Origin of the sequence: Clostridium sp. M62/1, assembly GCF_020736365.1 — a bacterium.
In the GTDB taxonomy this organism is placed as follows: Bacteria; Bacillota; Clostridia; order Lachnospirales; family Lachnospiraceae; genus Otoolea; species Otoolea saccharolyticum_A.
Genome location: NZ_CP085988.1, coordinates 2,138,926 through 2,157,121, shown reverse-complemented (window position 1 = coordinate 2,157,121; position 18,196 = coordinate 2,138,926). Strand labels below are relative to the sequence as shown.

The 18,196-nt window shown below is 52.0% G+C and carries 14 protein-coding genes; all 14 read right to left on the bottom strand.

Annotated elements, in window-relative coordinates:
• Window positions 1-200: 200 nt before the first annotated feature.
• Window positions 201-2,033 (bottom strand): C40 family peptidase, encoded by a 1,833-nt coding sequence (locus tag LK436_RS10110; protein ID WP_008398074.1) that lies wholly within the window; start codon window positions 2,031-2,033, stop codon window positions 201-203.
• A gap of 339 nt (window positions 2,034-2,372) precedes the next feature.
• The gene (locus tag LK436_RS10105; RefSeq protein WP_008398072.1) at window positions 2,373-3,170 is read right to left on the bottom strand and encodes an ABC transporter ATP-binding protein; all 798 of its coding nucleotides are present in this window, start codon (window positions 3,168-3,170) and stop codon (window positions 2,373-2,375) included.
• Complete coding sequence (locus LK436_RS10100; RefSeq protein WP_008398071.1) at window positions 3,164-4,084, bottom strand: ABC transporter permease; 921 nt, start codon at window positions 4,082-4,084, stop codon at window positions 3,164-3,166. The genes LK436_RS10105 and LK436_RS10100 overlap by 7 nt, the downstream gene beginning before the upstream one ends.
• Window position 4,085: 1 nt before the next feature.
• Window positions 4,086-5,129: an ABC transporter substrate-binding protein gene (locus LK436_RS10095; RefSeq protein ID WP_015574248.1), complete on the bottom strand. Its 1,044-nt coding sequence runs from the start codon at window positions 5,127-5,129 to the stop codon at window positions 4,086-4,088.
• Between the two features lie 428 nt (window positions 5,130-5,557).
• Window positions 5,558-6,964: a sensor histidine kinase gene (locus LK436_RS10090; RefSeq protein WP_008398067.1), complete on the bottom strand. Its 1,407-nt coding sequence runs from the start codon at window positions 6,962-6,964 to the stop codon at window positions 5,558-5,560.
• Between the two features lie 42 nt (window positions 6,965-7,006).
• On the bottom strand, window positions 7,007-7,693 hold the full coding sequence (locus LK436_RS10085; protein WP_008398066.1) for a response regulator transcription factor: 687 nt from the start codon (window positions 7,691-7,693) through the stop codon (window positions 7,007-7,009).
• 1 nt (window position 7,694) lies between these two features.
• Window positions 7,695-9,356: a Na/Pi cotransporter family protein gene (locus LK436_RS10080; protein WP_008398064.1), complete on the bottom strand. Its 1,662-nt coding sequence runs from the start codon at window positions 9,354-9,356 to the stop codon at window positions 7,695-7,697.
• A 94-nt stretch (window positions 9,357-9,450) separates the two neighbouring features.
• Window positions 9,451-10,443 (bottom strand): dipeptidase, encoded by a 993-nt coding sequence (locus tag LK436_RS10075; protein ID WP_008398063.1) that lies wholly within the window; start codon window positions 10,441-10,443, stop codon window positions 9,451-9,453.
• A 117-nt stretch (window positions 10,444-10,560) separates the two neighbouring features.
• A complete protein-coding gene (locus LK436_RS10070; protein WP_198006648.1) occupies window positions 10,561-11,418 on the bottom strand; it encodes a patatin-like phospholipase family protein in 858 nt (285 codons plus the stop codon).
• Between the two features lie 112 nt (window positions 11,419-11,530).
• Complete coding sequence (cls, locus tag LK436_RS10065; RefSeq protein WP_008398060.1) at window positions 11,531-13,081, bottom strand: cardiolipin synthase; 1,551 nt, start codon at window positions 13,079-13,081, stop codon at window positions 11,531-11,533.
• A 146-nt stretch (window positions 13,082-13,227) separates the two neighbouring features.
• Entirely contained in the window at window positions 13,228-14,508 is a 1,281-nt protein-coding gene (locus LK436_RS10060) for an O-acetylhomoserine aminocarboxypropyltransferase/cysteine synthase family protein (RefSeq protein WP_008398059.1), read from the bottom strand.
• Window positions 14,509-14,731: 223 nt separating this feature from the next.
• Entirely contained in the window at window positions 14,732-15,409 is a 678-nt protein-coding gene (locus tag LK436_RS10055; protein ID WP_008398057.1) for a metallophosphoesterase family protein, read from the bottom strand.
• A complete protein-coding gene (locus tag LK436_RS10050; protein ID WP_008398056.1) occupies window positions 15,384-17,429 on the bottom strand; it encodes a BMP family ABC transporter substrate-binding protein in 2,046 nt (681 codons plus the stop codon). The genes LK436_RS10055 and LK436_RS10050 overlap by 26 nt, the downstream gene beginning before the upstream one ends.
• A 16-nt stretch (window positions 17,430-17,445) precedes the next feature.
• Window positions 17,446-18,165 (bottom strand): YesL family protein, encoded by a 720-nt coding sequence (locus LK436_RS10045; RefSeq protein WP_008398054.1) that lies wholly within the window; start codon window positions 18,163-18,165, stop codon window positions 17,446-17,448.
• Between the last annotated feature and the right edge of the window lie 31 nt (window positions 18,166-18,196).

Genomic DNA, 18,196 nt, shown 5'->3' with positions numbered 1-18,196 from the left:
ATCCTGCGCGAAAGGCCAGAAGCGCTGCTTCTGTTTTTTAATATGTTACGAAATTATTACAATCTCAAAACATCTACAGGGAATTATATCATATCTTGTCGATAAAAGCGACTGTAAAAAAATAAATTTATTATAAACGCCGCTGTCTTTCCGGCATCTTACCGCAAAACAGACGGCACAGGCTCAGTCTCCCCACGGAATCAGTCTCCCAGCATATTCACAATGCGGTACGGAGTTCTGTAATTCCAGGTGGAAATCTTGATTCCGCTCCTCCTGCTGGCTGCGTGGACAATCTGGCCGTTTCCGATGTACATGGCCACGTGGTTGACAGTTCCTCCGCTGTTTGCATAAAAAATCAGGTCTCCGGGCCTCATCTGGGAAGACTTGATGGGCGTGCCCTGTCTTGCCTGCTCCCTTGAGGTTCTCGGAAGCGTAATTCCCGCCACATGGCTGTAGACATACTTTACGAAGCCAGAGCAGTCGGCTCCCGTATGGGGATCGTTTCCGCCCCACACATAGCGGTTTCCCACAAACTGCAGCCCGTAGTTTACCATCTTGTTTCTCAGGGACTGGTTTCCGTCCAGAGGGCTGAACTTGACTGCCTCCGGCAGCGCATAGCGCACATCCACATAGTCAGTGGAAACATAGGCTGTGGAGGTATCCAGCTCGATTCCCACCCAGCCGTCTAACTGCTCTGTGACAGGATATCTCTCGTTGTTGGAAATCTGCGTCCAGATTTTAGAATCCTGAGACGGCTGTTCCCTGACATTCAGGCGGTCTGTGGAGACGATGGCCATCAGCTCCGCCACCTTTAAAGCCTCATCCTTCGCCGCCTGGCCTGTGAGAATGTAGTCGGCGCTCACATAGCCCGTGACGGGGCCGGATTTGATCTTATGCCATTTTCCGTCCTCTGTGGTTTCCAGGATTTCACCGGCTGATTTGCTGGTCATCTTGCCGATGATCTCGCCGTCCTCGCTGGGCTCCTTGCGGATGTTCAGATAGCTGTCCACGCTGGAAATTCCCAGGTGATCATAGAGGTTTAAAACCATGGATTTCATATCCAGCTTTCTGGCCTCATTGAGATCATAGGCAACTGTCGCATAGTCGGCAGAGATATATCCGTTTGAGATCTTAATCCATCCGTCCTCCTGACTTTCCACCAGATACCGCTCATTTTCAAGGGCCTGTCCCACCACATCGGACTCTGTGCTGGGCTCTTTCCTGATATTCAGCGAGTCTGCGGTAATTGTAGCCCGGAGCGCAACCTCCTCCATGGCTTTCTTCTTTGCCTCTTCTCCGGTCAGCACATACTCCGAGCTGATATATCCCTCAATCCCGCCGGAGGAAATATGATACCAGCCCTCTGTGGAATCATCCAGGATCTCGCAGGCTCCGCCGTCCTGGAGCTTGCCGATTACATCGGCGTCTGTGCTGGCCGTCTCTCTGACATTCAGGTAACCGGTTACCTGAACCATACCCAGGTTCTGGTAGGATGCAATCACTGCCTCTTTCAGTGCCTGCTCCTCCACTTTTTTTATCTCCTCCTGCGAGAGAGTCTCCTCTGCAGCATTTCCCCCTGGGTTTACCACCTGACCCTCTCTCTTTCCCAGAAGGCGGCTTCCTGCAAACAGAATTCCCGCCAGGATCACGACAGCCGCAATCCCGATGAGGGCATACTCCCGATACAGTCCCCTGCGTTTTTTATTTTTCTTACTGATGCTGCGGTCCATGCTCTGAAGGATGCCGGCGCTGCTCTCTGAGGACTGACCGCCCAAATCCTCCTCTGCAGGACGTTTGAAAATACGGCGCTCCGGCCGGCCGCCGTTAGGGGCCGTCTCCTCTTCTCCCTCCAGATCCAGATCCTCCAGAACCAGAGTGTCCAGATCCAGCTCGTCTGTGCTGCTTTCCTGCTCATGGATGTCTGCTGCACTGCCGCCGCCTGCTGCATCCCCCAGCTTTCCTGACTCCTCCGGCTTTCCTGACTCCTCCTGGATTGTTTCCTCTAAATTTTCCAAATCCTGTTTATCATTCATTTATATTCTCCGTTCCTGTCTCAAATTGGTCCACGGTTTTTCTTTTCCCTGCACTCACAGGGCAGATTGCTGCGTATGATTATATCATTAATCCGGCCTGTTGCCAACAAAAAAGAGGAGGATTTTTCCCTCCTGCATCCCGGCAGTGATTCTTTTTCCTCAAAAGATTCGGAGCGGACAAAGACAGGTCCGGGAACGTCAAAACAAGGGCGGCCGGAAACCCCCGCATCTTTTCCTCTGCGTGGTTTCCGGCCGCCGCTGCCTGTAAGACCTGCCTTTTGCGCTTTAATCCTTCGAATGTCTTTCATCTGCTGCAGTTTTTCTGCGCCTTCCCATTCCCTATCTGGCCAGCATCATCCTGTCATTTGCGAACTCGCCGCCGCTGGCCTGCTCAAACTTCCTCAACAGGTCCTCTACCTTTAAATGTTTCTTTTCTTCTCCCGCCACATTGTAGATAATCTTTCCCTCATGCATCATAATCAGGCGGTTTCCGATGTGGATGGCATCCTTCATATTGTGGGTTACCATCATGGCAGTCAGCTTCTGACCTGCCACCATCTGCTCTGTCAGCTCCAGCACCTTGGCCGCCGTCTTGGGATCCAGGGCCGCTGTGTGCTCATCCAGAAGAAGGAGCTTTGGCCTCTGAAGCGTAGCCATAAGAAGGGTGAGAGCCTGCCTCTGTCCGCCGGAAAGAAGTCCCACCTTGCTTGTCATCCGGTCCTCAAGTCCCAGACCGAGCTGAGCCAGAAGCTCTCGGTAGAGCTCCTTCTCACGGCTCCTGATCCCCCAGCCAAGGCCTCTCTTCTGCCCTCTGCGGTAGGCCAGAGCCAGATTTTCCTGAATTTCCATGTTGGCCGCCGTCCCTCTCATGGGATCCTGAAACACGCGGCCGATATATTTGGCCCGCCGAAACTCCGGCTCCCTGGAAATATTCACCCCGTCAATCACGATCTTTCCGCAGTCAATGGGATAGACGCCGGCAATCATATTGAGCATAGTAGATTTTCCGGCTCCGTTGCCGCCGATGATTGTACAGAAATCTCCCTCGTCCAGATGGAGATCTATGCCGTTCAAGGCCTTTTTTTCATTGATTGTCCCTTTGTTGAAGGTCTTTCTCACCTTTGTGATGGTCAGCACTCTTCCTCTCCTCCTTCCGTGTAGGCCATTTTCTGCCTGTATCTGGCCATCAGGACGGGGATCGCCAGAGCGACCACCACGATAATGGCTGTGAGGGCTTTCATATTGTCCGAGTCAAAGCCGAGTCTCAGAACGACAGCCCTGATAATCTGGTAGATAACAGAGCCTGCCACCACGGCGATCAGCTTCCAGTAGAACGGCACCAGCCTTCCGAGAAGCACCTCTCCGATAATAATGGCCGCCAGGCCGATGACAATGGCTCCTGTTCCCATCTGGATATCCGCATATCCCTGTCCTTGGCAGACAAGGCCGCCTGAAAGGCCCACCAGGCCATTGCTCACCGTCAGGGCCAGCAGCTTGTAGCGGTTTGTGTTGCCCCCCAGAGCCCGCACCATATCCTCGTTGTTTCCGGTTGCCCTCATGGCGCTTCCCAGCTCTGTACCGAAAAACCAGTAGAGGAACACAATGACTAATACCGTCACTACCAGTCCTGCCAGAATCATGGACTGGCTCTGGCTGATCCCCAGAGTCTCCTTCAGCCAGGAGAACGGCGTTTCTGCCTTTCCCAGGTTCATGTTGCTCTTTCCCATGACCTTCAGGTTTACCGACCAGAGAGAAATCTGAGTGAGGATTCCCGCCAGAATCGCCGGTATCTCAAACACCGTATGCAGAATTCCCGTCACCGCTCCGGCAATCATTCCGGCAATCAGGCAGATAACGAGGGCCGCCACCGGATTCATCCCCTTATCTACCACCATGGCTGCGCAGACGCTCCCTCCCAGAGCGAAGCTGCCGTCTACGGTTAAATCCGCAATGTCCATCAGGCGGAAGGTAATATAAATTCCAAGAACCATGATTCCCCACAGAATGCCCTGTCCCACCGCTCCCTGAAGGGATGAGAGAATACCTGCCATACTACTCTTCCTCCAGCACAGACATATCGATTCCAAGCTCTGCAGCCGTGTCCTCGTTAATCTTCAGCTCACAGTCTGCATTGTCCATGTATTCAATCGGCATGGAAGCAATGTCTGCCCCGTTTGCAAGGATGTCAACTGCCTGCTCGCCTGCCATATAGCCCAGCTCATAGTAATCCACTCCGTAGGTGACAAGGCCGCCCTCATCCACCTGACCGCTCTCTCCGCAGATCGTCGGGATCTTGTTCTCATTGGCAATCATGGCTACCGTCGCATATCCGGAAGCAATAGTATTATCCGTTGGCGTGTAGATAGCATCCACATTTCCTATCATGGACTCCACCACAGTCTGGATCTCATTGGTGCTGGAAACTGTGTAATCCTTGTACTGGATTCCCGCCTCCTCTAAAGCCTCCTTTGCCATCTCTGCCTGAATCTCGGAGTTGGCCTCTGCGCTGCTGTAGAGGATTCCCACTGTCCTGGCATCGGGCAGGAGCTTCTGGAGCAGATCGATCTGGGCCTTTACGGGAGTCAGATCGGAGGTTCCTGTCACGTTGCAGTTTGGCTTTTCGTTGGATTCCACAAGACCCGACTCTGCCGGATCTGTCACTGCGCTGACCACAATCGGGATCTCGTCCGTCATTCCTGCCACAGCCTGTGCCGCAGGAGTCGCAATGGCAAAGATCAGATCGTTTCCGCTGTCCACCAGCATCTGCGCAATCGTCTGGCAGGCAGACTGATCTCCGGAAGCATTCTGCTGATCGAGCTGCACGTTGAGCCCTGAATCCTCAATGGCTGCTACAAAGCCTTCGTTTACTTTGTCAAGGGCCGTATGCTGGGTGAGCTGAAGCACGCCAATCTTGAACTCCTCACCTGAATCAGAGGCTCCTTCCCCTGCCTTGCCCTCAGACGACGCCTCCTGCTTCGTCTCCGGGGCGGCGCTGCCGCTCTCTGTGCCTGAACCTGTATTTCCCGAGCAGCCCGCCATAGAAAGAGCCATCACTCCCGCCATGGCCGCCGCAAGCATTTTTCCTGTTTTTCTCATAACATCTCCTCCATTCCAACTGGCATTCCCAGTTTCTTTTCTCCAGAATTCTTTTTTCGTTTTCAGGTTTACCGCAATCTTACTACACATTTTCCGCCGCGTCAATTTTATTTCTTTAATATCCCACGAAATCAACGCGTTAAAGCACAAAATCAGCATTTTGCATAATTTCAGGTGCCTGTTTTTGTGTAAAATAACAACAGGTTTTATGTACCTGCCCCACCGCCTCAGATTTTGCCCGCCCCTCTGCAGCCGTCCGGGATCTCATATCCTGAAAATCCCCGGTACAAACCATAAAAAATCCCGAAAAGTTCAGACGAAGTTCTTACACCTGATAAGTCTGCCGGGTCAGCTCTGGCAAAAAAGGGAAGAAAGCTTTTGGCAGCTGCTGTTGCTGTGAAGCCAAAAACTTTCTTCCCTCTCCCTGTCTATTCTTTTGCGATGGGAAGCCGCACAATAAAGCTGGTGCCTCTCTTTCCCTCCTCCTGACTGGAGACAACCTTAACAGTACCGTGATAAAAATTCACAATGTGTTTTACAATGGAAAGGCCGAGACCCGTGCCGCCCTGCTTGCGGCTTCTTCCCTTGTCCACCCGGTAGAAACGCTCAAAAATCCGCCCAAGGCTCTCCTTCGGAATTCCCACTCCGTTGTCTGAAACGATCAGAACCATATCCTTCCGCTCTTTTTTCAGGGAAAGCCACACCCTTCCCCCGTCCAGATTGTATTTGACCGCATTGCTGAGCAGGTTTGTAAACAGTTCTTCCATCTGCCTTGCATCGGCACAGATCAGGAAGTCATCTGCATCTGTCTCCACCTGAATCCGCCTCTCTTTGGCCATCCCCTCCACAGAGGAAGCTGCCTCCCTGGCAATTTCCAGGGTACGGATATCTTTAAGCTCCGCCTGCGCTCCCCCCGACTCCAGGCGGGAAATCATGAGAATATCGTCAATCAGACGAGTCATGCGGACTGCCTCTTTCTTGATCCTGCTAAGGAAATCCTTCCGCATTTCCGCATTGTCAGCCATGGGAGTGTCCAGAAGCTCCACATACCCGCGGATGGAGGTGATCGGCGTTTTCAGCTCATGGGACGCATTGCTGAAAAACTCCTGGCGAATCTGCTTTTCCTGTTCCAGGCGGTTGAGATACTCCCGAACATTTGTCGACATACGGGTCGTTGTGTCCGCGATCACATTGATCTCCGGGTATTCGCATTTTTCAAAATGAAAATCCGTGTAATCTCCGTTCACCTTTATCATCTCTCTGGATATTTCCAGAAGGGGCTTGGTGATGGACTGGGAAAACCGATCCGCCTCCAGCACAGAGCCTATGAGGGCAACCGTAAAGCTCAGAAGAATAGCCGGAAGAAGCATGATCGTATACTCCCTCATTCCCGTATAGGGAACTGCCAGTCTGAGAATACAGTCTGAGTAAGAGGACTGAATAGCTACATAGAGCATTTCCTGTCCCAGGGTTTTGGAGCGGCGTCTTGCGTCTCCCACCCCATCCTGCAGGGCTTCCTGAATCTCCTCCCTCTGCATGTGGTTGTCCAGCTCTGATGCATCCCTTACCCCAGTGTCAGCCTCGACCACGCCATCGGGCCGGATGATCGTCAGACGGCTGTTGTTCAGACTGGCGGCCCTCGTAAATTTCTCTGCCTGAGCCTTCAGATCTCCCTCATACTCCAGGGCGCTGTCCATGGTTTCCAGAGTGAATTCCATATCTTCCCTGCTGTTTTTCAGGATTACGCTGCTCGTCACTATGTAGAGAATCACGCTGTTCAGTGCCAGAGCCATTATGAGAAGCTGAATAAATTTTCTGAATATCGCCGTTTTCATTCTGTCTTTCCCCCGATTTTCCCGCACTTCTGCAGTCTGCCGTCAGCTGATCCGGTACCCAACGCCCCGGACCGTCTTTATACTGTGTCCTGCCTCCCCCAGCTTCTGCCTGAGAGTCTTAATATGCATGTCGAGCGTTCTCGTCTCTCCGTCATAATCATAGCCCCAGATTCGATCGAGGAGCTCCTCCCTTGTCACAACTCTGCTGGTATTTTCCATCAGATAGCAGAGAAGCTCGTATTCCTTCAGGGTGAGCTCCACCTCCTGGCCGCGCATCCTGACCTCCCGCTTCTCCAGATCGATGGAAATATCTCCCACAGACAGGTTTTTTTCCTCCTGCTTGTCGTCGCTGAAACGTTTCAGCAGGTTCCTGATACGCGCAGAAAACTCCAGAATTCCAAAGGGCTTTGTCATATAGTCGTCTGCTCCCCCGTCCAGTCCTGCCACCACATCCAGCTCGCTGTCCTTGGCCGTCAGCATCATAACGGGAATTTTCTTTGTCTCTGCAGCAGCCTTGAGTTTTCCCACTGCAGCCATCCCGTCCATTCCCGGCAGCATCCAGTCAAAGACAAAGAGGGAGGGGAGATCCCCCTGGGCCTCCTTCACCGCTTCCAGAGCCTCCTCAGCTGTTTCGAATGAGCGCGTCTGGTATCCAAAGCTCTCCAGCGCCACGCAGATCAGGTTTCTGATATTTTCGTCGTCTTCTGTCACATAAATCAGGTGCTTCATTTTACTGTATCTCCTCTTTCACATAGCCTGCAATATTTCTGGCATGATCGGCAATTCTCTCGTAGTTGCTGATAGCATCGAGGAAGATCACTCCGCTCTCGGTGCTGCATTCCCGGTTGGAAAGACGCTCCATGTGAAGCTCCTTTAACTCTTCCTCAAGGCTGTCCACCGCCTCCTCATACCGTGCGGCCTGGCGTACTTTTGAAAGTTCCTTGTGTTCTCTGGATTCCACAGCCGTCTCGACAGACTGCAGGGCTGCTCCGGAAATCTTCTTTAAATCCTCCTCCCCGCTCTCTGAGAAGGGACTGCCTGTTCTGATGACTGTCTGGGCCAGCTCTGCCAGATTTTCCGCGTGATCGCCGATACGCTCAATATCTCCGATTGTGTAGAACAGATTCTTTACCAGCAGGTGCTGGCTGTCGTTCAGGGAAAGATTGTTGATCTTAACCAGGTAGTCTGTGAGAACCGTATCCAGGTGGTTCAGCTTTTTCTCATTTTCAAAAACCTCGTTGCAGAAGGCCTCGTTCCTGTCTGTCAGGGCTGCCGTGGCAATCTTAAGGTTAGCGATGGCAACCTTTCCCATATTGATAACTTCCTTCTCAGCCGTGTCAATGGCAAAAGACGGAGACTCTAACAGTCTGTCGTCCAGATGGCGCAGAATATCTGTCTCCACATCGTCCTCGGTCCGCTCACTCTTCTTTTCCTTGACAATGGCGCAGGCGGTCTTTACGAGAAGCCCTGCAAACGGGAACAGGATAATCGTGTTGGACACATTGAAAATGGTGTGAAAAATCGAGATCCCCACACTGTCCGCACTGGAAGCCGCAAAGGACGGGTTCAGGAGGAACACAATAAACATGATCGTTCCAAAGAGGATCGTTCCGAATACATTAAACAGCAGATGAATCACTGCCGCCCTTTTTGCCGTACGGCTGGCTCCCACTGAGGAGAGCAGAGCCGTGACACAGGTTCCGATATTCTGGCCCAGGGTAATAAATACGGCTGACTGCCAGTTTACCATCCCGTTCAGCGCCAGAGTCTGAAGGATTCCCACAGATGCGGAGCTGCTCTGGATAATAGCGGTTACCACAAGACCCACGAGAACCCCCAGGAGAGGATTCTGTCCAAGGGTCTGGAAGGCCTGAGAAAAAACAGGCGCATCCCTGTAGGGCTCAATGGATGAGGACATGAAGGAAAGGCCGATAAACAGAAGGGCAAACCCTATCAGGATCTCACCGCCCTCCTTCTTTTTGTGGCTTTTCGTGAACATCACAAGGAAAGCTCCGATGAAAAATAAAAACGGAGCAAAAAATTCCGGTTTCAGCACCTCCCCCCACTCGCTCATGGATACAATCCAGCTGGTGATCGTGGTGCCGATATTGGCACCCATAATAATTCCAGTGGCCTGGAGCAGATTGATGAGCCCTGCATTTACAAATCCCACTACCATAACCGTAGTGGCAGAGCTGCTCTGGATAATGGCGGTCACGATTGCTCCGGCAAGCACTCCAAGCAGCCGGTTATTTGTGAGGACTCCCAGCATGTGCTGCATACGGCTGCCGGCAGTTCTCTGAAGGCCGTCGGCCATGGTTGCCATTCCGTAGAGGAACATCCCAAGGCCTCCGGCAAATTGAAACAGCATCCCCAAATCTGATATGGACATGATTTTTCTCCCCTATTGTAAAACTTTTATTGTAAAATCTATTGTAAAAAGTATGTTCTAACTATATCAGTTCTATGTAAAGTCCGCTCACAGCTTAATGTAAAATTTCTGTAAAAACGCGTCTGGCGTTCCTGTAAAACACCGCCTCGATCTCAGAAGCCGCAAATCCCTGGCGGTGCATCTCATCTGCAATTTTCCAAAAGGCCGCCGGCGAATCCACTTCCAGTTCTCCCGTGATGCCGTCAAAATCTGATCCAAGGCCGATGCACTCAATTCCTCCCACATTCCTGATATATTTCATCTGTGACACCATATCCCTCACAAAGCTCTGCCCGTCCCCTTTTTGCATAGACTGGCTGGCACTTAAAAAGGCCGGACAGAAATTGATTCCCATAACCCCTCCCCGGTCAGCCAGGAGACGTATCATCTCATCTGTCAGATTCCTCACATTGCCAGCCGCCCCCCTGGCATTGGAGTGGCTGGCGATAAAAGGTCTTTTCGTGTGCTCTGCCACCTCAAAAAAGCCCGCATCTCCCAGGTGCGACACATCGATAATCATTCCCAGTCTCTCCATCTCCTCCAGAAAAGCGATGCCCTTTTTAGTCAGCCCCTTTTCTGTCTCCGGCTCCATGATTCCTCTCTCAAAGTCAATCCTGTTGGGCCAGGCCAGATCGTTGGGGTAATTCCAGGTCAGAGTCATCATCCTGGCTCCCCTTTCGTAAAATTCCCGTAAAATCTCTGTCTCTCCCCGGCACACTGCTCCCTCCTCTATAGTCAGAAGGGCGGACATCTTCCCCTGATTCTCGTTTTTTAAAAGATCCTCAGCCGACAGGACCGGAGAAATCACATCCCTGTTTTTTTCCATCTCCCTCCAGAACAGATCACAAACGGCCATACTGTATCTGTAGGGATCCGGCTGGGTTTTCAGATTCGTAAAAATCGCAAAGCACTGAATAAGCGCTTCCCCAGCCCTCATCCTCTCCAAATCCAGATGGCCGCTGTTTTTTCTCAGTGATTCCCCTGTATTTTCCGCCCCAAGATCGTAGAGACGTGTAAGGGTATCACAGTGCATATCAATATATTTCATACGTCCTTCCTCCTGTTCACACTATACACTGATTGTAGCATGAACAGCCGGGAACGGCAACCAGAGACAGGCTGCAAGATCGCCTTTTCTGGTCTGACGGACTTTTCAGCCAAGGGCTCAGCCGATCTCCAGGTAGGCGCGGAGCGCAGGAAGCCTCTTTTTTGCCGTCTCGATCCCTTCTCTGTGAAGGGCCCGCAGCTTTCCGAGATTCTGCTCAAGCCTGGAGACGCGCACCGGCTGCTCCGGCCGGATCACAAAGATTCTCCCAGTTTCCTCCAGCCGGTCAATTTCCTCCTGCATCCGGTTATAGCGCTCCGGTACCTCATAGAGGGAATCCAGAAGTTTTGGCAGAGGCGCAAAATAGCGCTCATAGGCGCGGACAGTCATCCGGCTCAGGGGCTTTTTTCTGTATCCTTTGTTTCTCGTAAGCACGAGAACCACTTTCTCATACCCCAGGTCCATGGCCCTCTGATAGGCGATGGGAAGGGAAATTCCGCCGTCCAGATACTTTCTGTGGTTCACTGTCACCATCCGCGACAGAAGCGGCATGCTGGCGGAAGCCTGCACTGCCTTTATCATCTCCCCGCAACGGCTTTTCTCGAAAAACTCCGGTTTTCCCGTCCTGCATCTGGTGGCAACCGCCTCGAATTTCTGAGGCGAGGCAAAAAATGCCTGGTAATCAAAGGGAATCAGCTGATTAGACAGCTCCCCAAAGACAAAATCAAAGTTAAAGACCAGCCTGTTTTTGAGCAGGCTTCTCATCCCCATGTACCGCTTATCGTGGAGAAACTCCTCATTAATCCGAAGCATCCTTCCCTTCTGTCCGGTAATGTAGTTCATGCCGGCCATTGTCCCGGCAGATACTCCGTTTACATAGGACATCACAATCTTTTCTTCTGTCAGTACGTCCAGGACCCCGGCGGTGAACATGCTGCGCAGGGATCCTCCCTCCAGTACCAGTGCTCCTTCTGTCATTGTCATCTTCCTCTAAGCTCTCCAGTCTTTCATTTCCTCCCATCTGCCCGCCCGGCTCCCAGCAGGCTCTCACCGCCATACTATGAGGCAGGAAGGCATATGGTTCATGGTTTTACATAAGAGGTGCAGCCAGCCTCAGAGCCTTTCCCGCAAACCTCTTGATAAAAGGGTAATTATGGCAGTCAGCCACTGTAATTTCCCTGCATTTTTCCAGAGTACGTTTAAAATCCGTCTCCACCTCAGCCACTACCGGATGCTTGTAGAAGTAGGAAGCACACTCAAAATGAAGGTAAAGGCTTCTGAAGTCCAGATTGATAGTTCCCACCACAGCTTTCTCATCATCGGAGGTGAAAACTTTCGCATGTACAAAACCAGGCGTGTACTCATAGATTCTCACCCCGGCTCTCAGAAGCTCCTCATAATAGGAGCGGGCCAGCAGGTAGGCCGACTTCTTATCTGGTATATGAGGCATAATAATCACGGTTTCCACGCCTCTCTTGGCCGAATACTGCAGGGCATTGATCATCTGGTCATCCAGAATCAGATACGGCGTCATAATGTGCACATACCTCTTGGCATGCCCCAGTATATCCAGGTACACCTGCTCTCCCACATTCTCTTTGTCAAGAGGGCTGTCGCCATAGGGGATGACGAAGCCGGAACGGTCGAGATTCGGCAAAAATTCGTACTCAGGCTTCCTCAGGTAACGATCATAATCTTCTTTCTCCCACTCCGTCACATTCCACATCTGCAGAAACATCATCGTAAATCCTGTCACCGCCTCGCCCTTCAGCATGACGGCCGTATCCTTCCAGTGACCAAACCGCTCCTTCCTGTTGATGTATTCGTCAGCCAGGTTTACGCCTCCCGTAAAAGCCGTATGGCCGTCAATCACACAGATTTTCCGGTGATCCCTGTTGTTCTGATGGGTGGACAGAGCCGGACGGATAGGAGAAAACATCTTGCACTTGATTCCTTTCTCCCGAAGCGTCTTGGGGTAGGCATAGGGAAGCAGCATCAGGCAGCACATGCCGTCGTACATAACCCGGACTTCCACTCCCTCCTTCACCTTCTCCTCCAGGATTTCCAGAAGACTGTTCCACATCTCTCCCCGCTCCACAATAAAATATTCCATAAAGATAAAGTGCTCAGCCTGTTTCAGCTCCCGCTTCATCTCCTCGAACATGTCCTCTCCGAGAGGAAAATACTTGGCAGCCGTGTCGGCATATACGGGAACGCCGGCATACCGGTTCATATACTTCACCAGATTTCCCTGGCTGGAGCTTATCTCATTAAAGCGCAGTGCCGTGGCCTCATCCTGTTTCAGATAGGGAGCTGTCTCGGCTGCCGTCACCTGGAGCCTGAGCCCTATCAGTTTGGTACCCACCTGCAGCTTCACAAACAGATAAAACAGAACTCCGAACACAGGAAACACCAGGATAGGCACTACCCATGACAGCTTGATGGTACTGCTCTCATCTGCGCTGATGATATAGATCAGAACCACTGCGCTCAGAATCACCGAAGCTCCATAGAAATAGAGCGTATAATCTTCCAGCCACGAAATTCCCAAAAGCAGGACAGCCACCTGAATCAGCAGGAACAGAACCACAAAGGTCGTTCTTCCAAACACGATTCTCAGCAGTTTTTTTCTCTTTTTCATCTCTCTTTTCTCCTGTATATCCGCCTTTCCCCTCAGGCCCTTCCTGTGCGGAAATTCAAAGGAACGGGGCGCGCCTTCAAGCCGCTCCCCGTTCTCTCTGCCTTACTTCTCATATCCTCAGCTGAGATTTTCTCCCTGCTCCCCTCCTAGTCCTCAAGAGCCTGGCGAATATCCTCAATAATATCGTCTGCATTTTCAATGCCTACACTGAAGCGGATCATAGCCGGATCCACTCCCGCCTCCACAAGCTGCTCGTCTGTAAGCTGGCGGTGTGTATGGCTGGCCGGATGCAGGACGCAGGTGCGCGCATCAGCCACATGTGTCACAATCGCTGCCAGCTTTAATTTATCCATGAAGACAGATGCTGCCTCTCTTCCTCCCTTTAACCCGAAGGAGATTACGCCGCACGTTCCGCCTGGCATATATTTTTTCGCCAGCTCGTAATACTTGTCTCCTTCAAGCCCCGGATAATTGACCCAGGCCACGTCCTCTCTGGATTTTAAGTATTCAGCCACCTTTAAGGCATTTTCACAGTGGCGCGGCATTCTCAGGTGAAGCGTCTCCAGGCCGATATTCAGCAGGAAGGCATTCATCGGAGCCTGAATGGAACCCAGGTCCCTCATCACCTGTGCGGTAGCCTTTGTAATATATGCGCCCTTTCCGAATTTCTCCGTATAGATAATTCCATGGTAGGAGGCATCCGGGGTGGTAAGGCCCGGGAACTTGTCCTTGTGAGCCTCCCAGTCGAAATTTCCGCTGTCCACGATACAGCCGCCCACGGTCATGGCGTGGCCGTCCATATATTTCGTGGTAGAGTGTGTGACAATATCGGCTCCCCACTCAAAGGGACGGCAGTTGATCGGCGTGGGAAAGGTGTTGTCAATGATCAGCGGAACGCCGTGGCTGTGAGCCGCCTTGGCGAACTTCTCAATGTCCAGCACCACCAGGGCCGGATTGGCGATGGACTCGCCGAAAACGCATTTGGTATTGGGGCGGAAGGCTGCATCCAGCTCCTCCTCAGAGGCATCCGGATCCACCAGTGTTACATCGATGCCCATTTTTTTCATGGTGACAGTAAAGAGGTTTGAAGTGCCCCCGTAAACGGTAGCTGCGCAGATAAAATGGTCCCCTGCCGAGCAGATATTGAATACAGAGTAGAAGTTTGCCGCCTGTCCGGAAGAAGTCAGCATGGCTGCCACGCCGCCCTCCATCTCACAGATCTTGTTTGCCACTGTATCATTCGTCGGGTTGGCAAGCCTGGTGTAAAAGTATCCGTTCTCTTCCAGATCGAAAAGACGTCCCATCTGTTCGCTGGTGGAATACTTAAATGTCGTGCTCTGGTAAATCGGAAGGATTCTTGCCTCTCCGTTCTCCGGCTGCCATCCTCCCTGAATACACGTTGTCTCGATTGAACGCTTTTTGCTCATACTTATGTCTTCCTCCTCTGTCCGGCCCTGAGGCCTTTCTACTTCCTAGCGCAGTCTGAACCCTCACTGCCCGTAGTACCTTATCTTTCTTCCCTTCTGCCCACGGACATCATACTCCGTCTGCGGCGCAGAAGCGGCCGAAATGAATGTTCAAACTTGTTTTAGTCTATCACAAAATGCAGTTGGCGGCAAGAGGGGATTCAAAGGAGATGCCCCGGAGCTTTTACTGCTTTCCCTGCCGCTTCAGCTTATTGTAGAGATCAAAAATCAGAGAACCCGTATTTTCATACTCAGCCGGGTATTCCTCCGGCCCGATCTCCACCCTGCAGGACTGATAGCCGTTGATAATTCTCGTATCGTTCTTTCTGTTTTCTCTGGTCCCAGAGCCGTAATTCAGATGCTGGTGTCCGTGAAACATATATTTTGGGTGGAACTCGTCCAGGATCTCGTGAAAACATTCAAAGCCCCGGTGAGGGAAATCCTCTCCGTCCCCCAGCCCCCTGGCAGGGGCATGGGTCAGGAATACGTCGATCCCGTGGTATTTCTGAATCTGACGCTTCAGCTTCTGGACTCTCTTTTTCTGCTCCTCCTCCGTGTACATGTAAATGCCGTCCGGCTTGTACCGCAGGCTTCCCCCCAGCCCGGCAATGCGAAGCCCCTTATAGTTGAACACCCGCTCCTCCACGCAGATGCAGCCCTCCGGCGGATGTGCGCGGAACCGGTCGTCATGGTTTCCCATAATGTAGACCACAGGGGCATGTCCCATTGTCACAAGAAATTCCAGGTAGGAGGCGCTCAGATCTCCGCAGGAGAGGATCAGGTCCACATCCCGCAGCCTGGAACTGTCATAGTGATCATAAAGCGCCCTGGACTCCTCATCCGCGATAATCAGAACCCTCATTATTTTCGCTCCTTCCTTCTGCCTCCCGGCTGTCCGTCGCATCATTTCCGTCTGTCTCCTCCGGCTCCTCCACCTCTACTCCGAGAGCCTCCAGAAATGCTCTTGCATCATCCTTGAATTCGTCCACTGAAGGGATCCGCCCGACTACATTTTCATTGAGCCAGTCCATCTTGACGATCTGAAAAGCGCTCAGTGGACCGCTTCCCTCTCCTTTCAGCTTTCCCTTTCTGGTGCGTATCTCCCCGTCAAAAGGCGACAGATTCCCCTGCACAATCTCCTTCTCAAACAGATCAATCATTTTTTTCGTCCCGTAGGGGATTCTGGATGAGAGAAGGACGCTCACCACGCCGGCAGACATTCCAAGGAAATAGTTGACAGCCCTGCCGCTGCCTGTGATCTCCTTTGAGTTAAAATTCCCGTCCATCACAGAGTCCACAAGCAGGGAGTAATACCTTCCCCAGTCGATAAACGGCATGGCCAGATTTTCAAATACTTCCTTTTTCCGGTTGTACCGCAAAAGGCCGAACATGCGGCTCTCCTCTGCGGGCAGCTTGAGATCCGGGCCGGATACAATCGAAAATCTGCCCTTTCGGATCTCCCTCTTCCACCCGGTTTTCTTAAGGTTTGACCATTTCAGGTAAACCTTTGCATCAGGCCGGATCATCTGGGCTCCGATAGCAAAGGCATTGATATTCGCCACGGCGCCGTAAACGGGATAGTCTGCCACATAAGCGATCCGGCTGTCCTCAGCCATGGATGCGGCGATCATGCCAAGGATAAACTTGGCCTCATACATTCTCGCATAATAGCTTCTGATGGAGCGGTAGGAAGCGTTGACCGAACAGTTCAGGATCTTAACCTCCGGATGGTTGACCGCAGCCTCCAGAGCCTGGCTGCGCATCTGCGCAGAGGTGGTGAAGATCATGTCGTTTTTCTGGAGCACCGCCTTTGCCAGCGCATCTTTGACCGCCTCTTCGCTGCCGCAGTTGTTAAACACTGAAACGGATATTCGGTTTCCGTACTTTGCCTTCAGAGCCTGCCAGCCCAGCTCATGCCCATAGGCCCAGGCTGAAGTTTCCGGCTCCTTGTCATTGATAAAGGCGACGCGGAACTCTTTCTTCTGCTCTGCGCCGGGGAGCAGATAGCCGAAGAGGCCTCCCCTGTCCCTTTCGCGCTTTCCGTCCCGTTCCACCACCTCCTCATCTTCGATAAGGGCCACCTTTTTTTCCTTCTTTGCAAGCTCCAGCTCCTGCCATACCCTCTCAATCCTGGCCCGGATCTCCCCGTCGCTCTCCTCCAGAAGTCCGCCGTAGCCAAAAATCTGCAGATAGGTTATGAATGCATCGCTCTCCTCGCTCAGTTCCTCTTTTCCCGCCTTTTTCTGATAACAGCTGCAGAACCGGGCAAAGGCAGCGCGAAGCTCCCTCACATGGGCCTCCTTCCAGTTGCTCACCAGATCCTCGTCGAACCAGTCTGCCAGTCTCCGGTAGGACTCCGGCTCTGAAAAGAGAAGATCAAAAATTCCTGTCACGCGGTTAAATTCCGCATACTGATAAAAGGCTTCCGTCTCCTTCTTTCCGTCCCTCCTAGGCAGAATGCGGATAATCTCGGCTGCAATTCCCGCGGCCCCCACATACTTCATGACGCTGGCCCGCTTATTTCCCTCCCGGACATAGAAATGGTTCATATACTCGTAGACTTTAATGGGGTCGCGGATTCCCTCTGAAAGCTGAGCCATATAGAGCTGCTCCCATTTGCTGGAAAACTCTGTCTTTTCCGACAGTATCGGCATAAAATTACATGCAAAGCTCTCCGAGCGGGCTGCCGTCTTTGTGCCCGTCACCCGGGAAAGGGGAATCTCAAACACGCCTATGGGTATTCTTCCCGCTGTCTTCGTGTGGGCGAGCATCTCGTCCAGAGCCGGCAGGTAGGGATACCTTCCCTTTCCGGCTGCCTCCCGAAATGCCTTAAGCCCCGCACGTCTGGCTTTCTTGTATTCCTCTGCTGATGAATGGTTCATTTATTTCTCCCTCCCCCTACTTTTCATCCTCTCTCTGCTCCCGGGTCTTCGGCTCTTTAACATCGCCGCCGTCCGGCACAGGCAAGTCAAGCTTTCCAGGAACAAGCCCCAGCAGTCCCCTGAGTACCCAGGCATTGTACCAGGCACAGAGGGGCAGGGCAATGAGAGGAGGAAGGAAGGCTATCTGCGGAAAATAGACAAAGCAGAGAACTATGATCAGAAATACGCATCCATCACCGATGAGCATCATCACCGTCTTCGGAAGATTTTTAAATCCGGCTATCACTGCGTTTTTAAACGTCGCGGCGAGAGGGTTGTAGAACCTCGCCTGGAGTGGAAACAGATACAAAAACAGCACAACATAGACAAACAGCAGGTAAATATAAAGCGCCCAGCCTGCAAAGAACAGAATTCCGCTCCCAAGCGGCGTGCCGGAGATCTGCCGGAGAAACCATCCGTCATACCAGAGCAGGAATCCGACCGCCCCCATAATCAGGGTCATGACAGCTCCCTGAGCTAGATTCTGTCTGAAGCTGTGAAAAAAATTTTTTATTGTACTGCTGTTGTCGTTTTCCATCATCTTAAAGCACACATAGTGCATGGCGCACAGGGATGCCCCTGCTGTGATAACCGGAATGCAGCAGACAAAGGTCAGAAGCGTCAGAAGAATCAGGTCGCCCACCCTTCCGACCGTCTGCCAGAATCCATTGTCTGTGTCAAAAATACGCTCTATCATCGTTTTTCCCTCATTTTCTTTTCTCTAATCC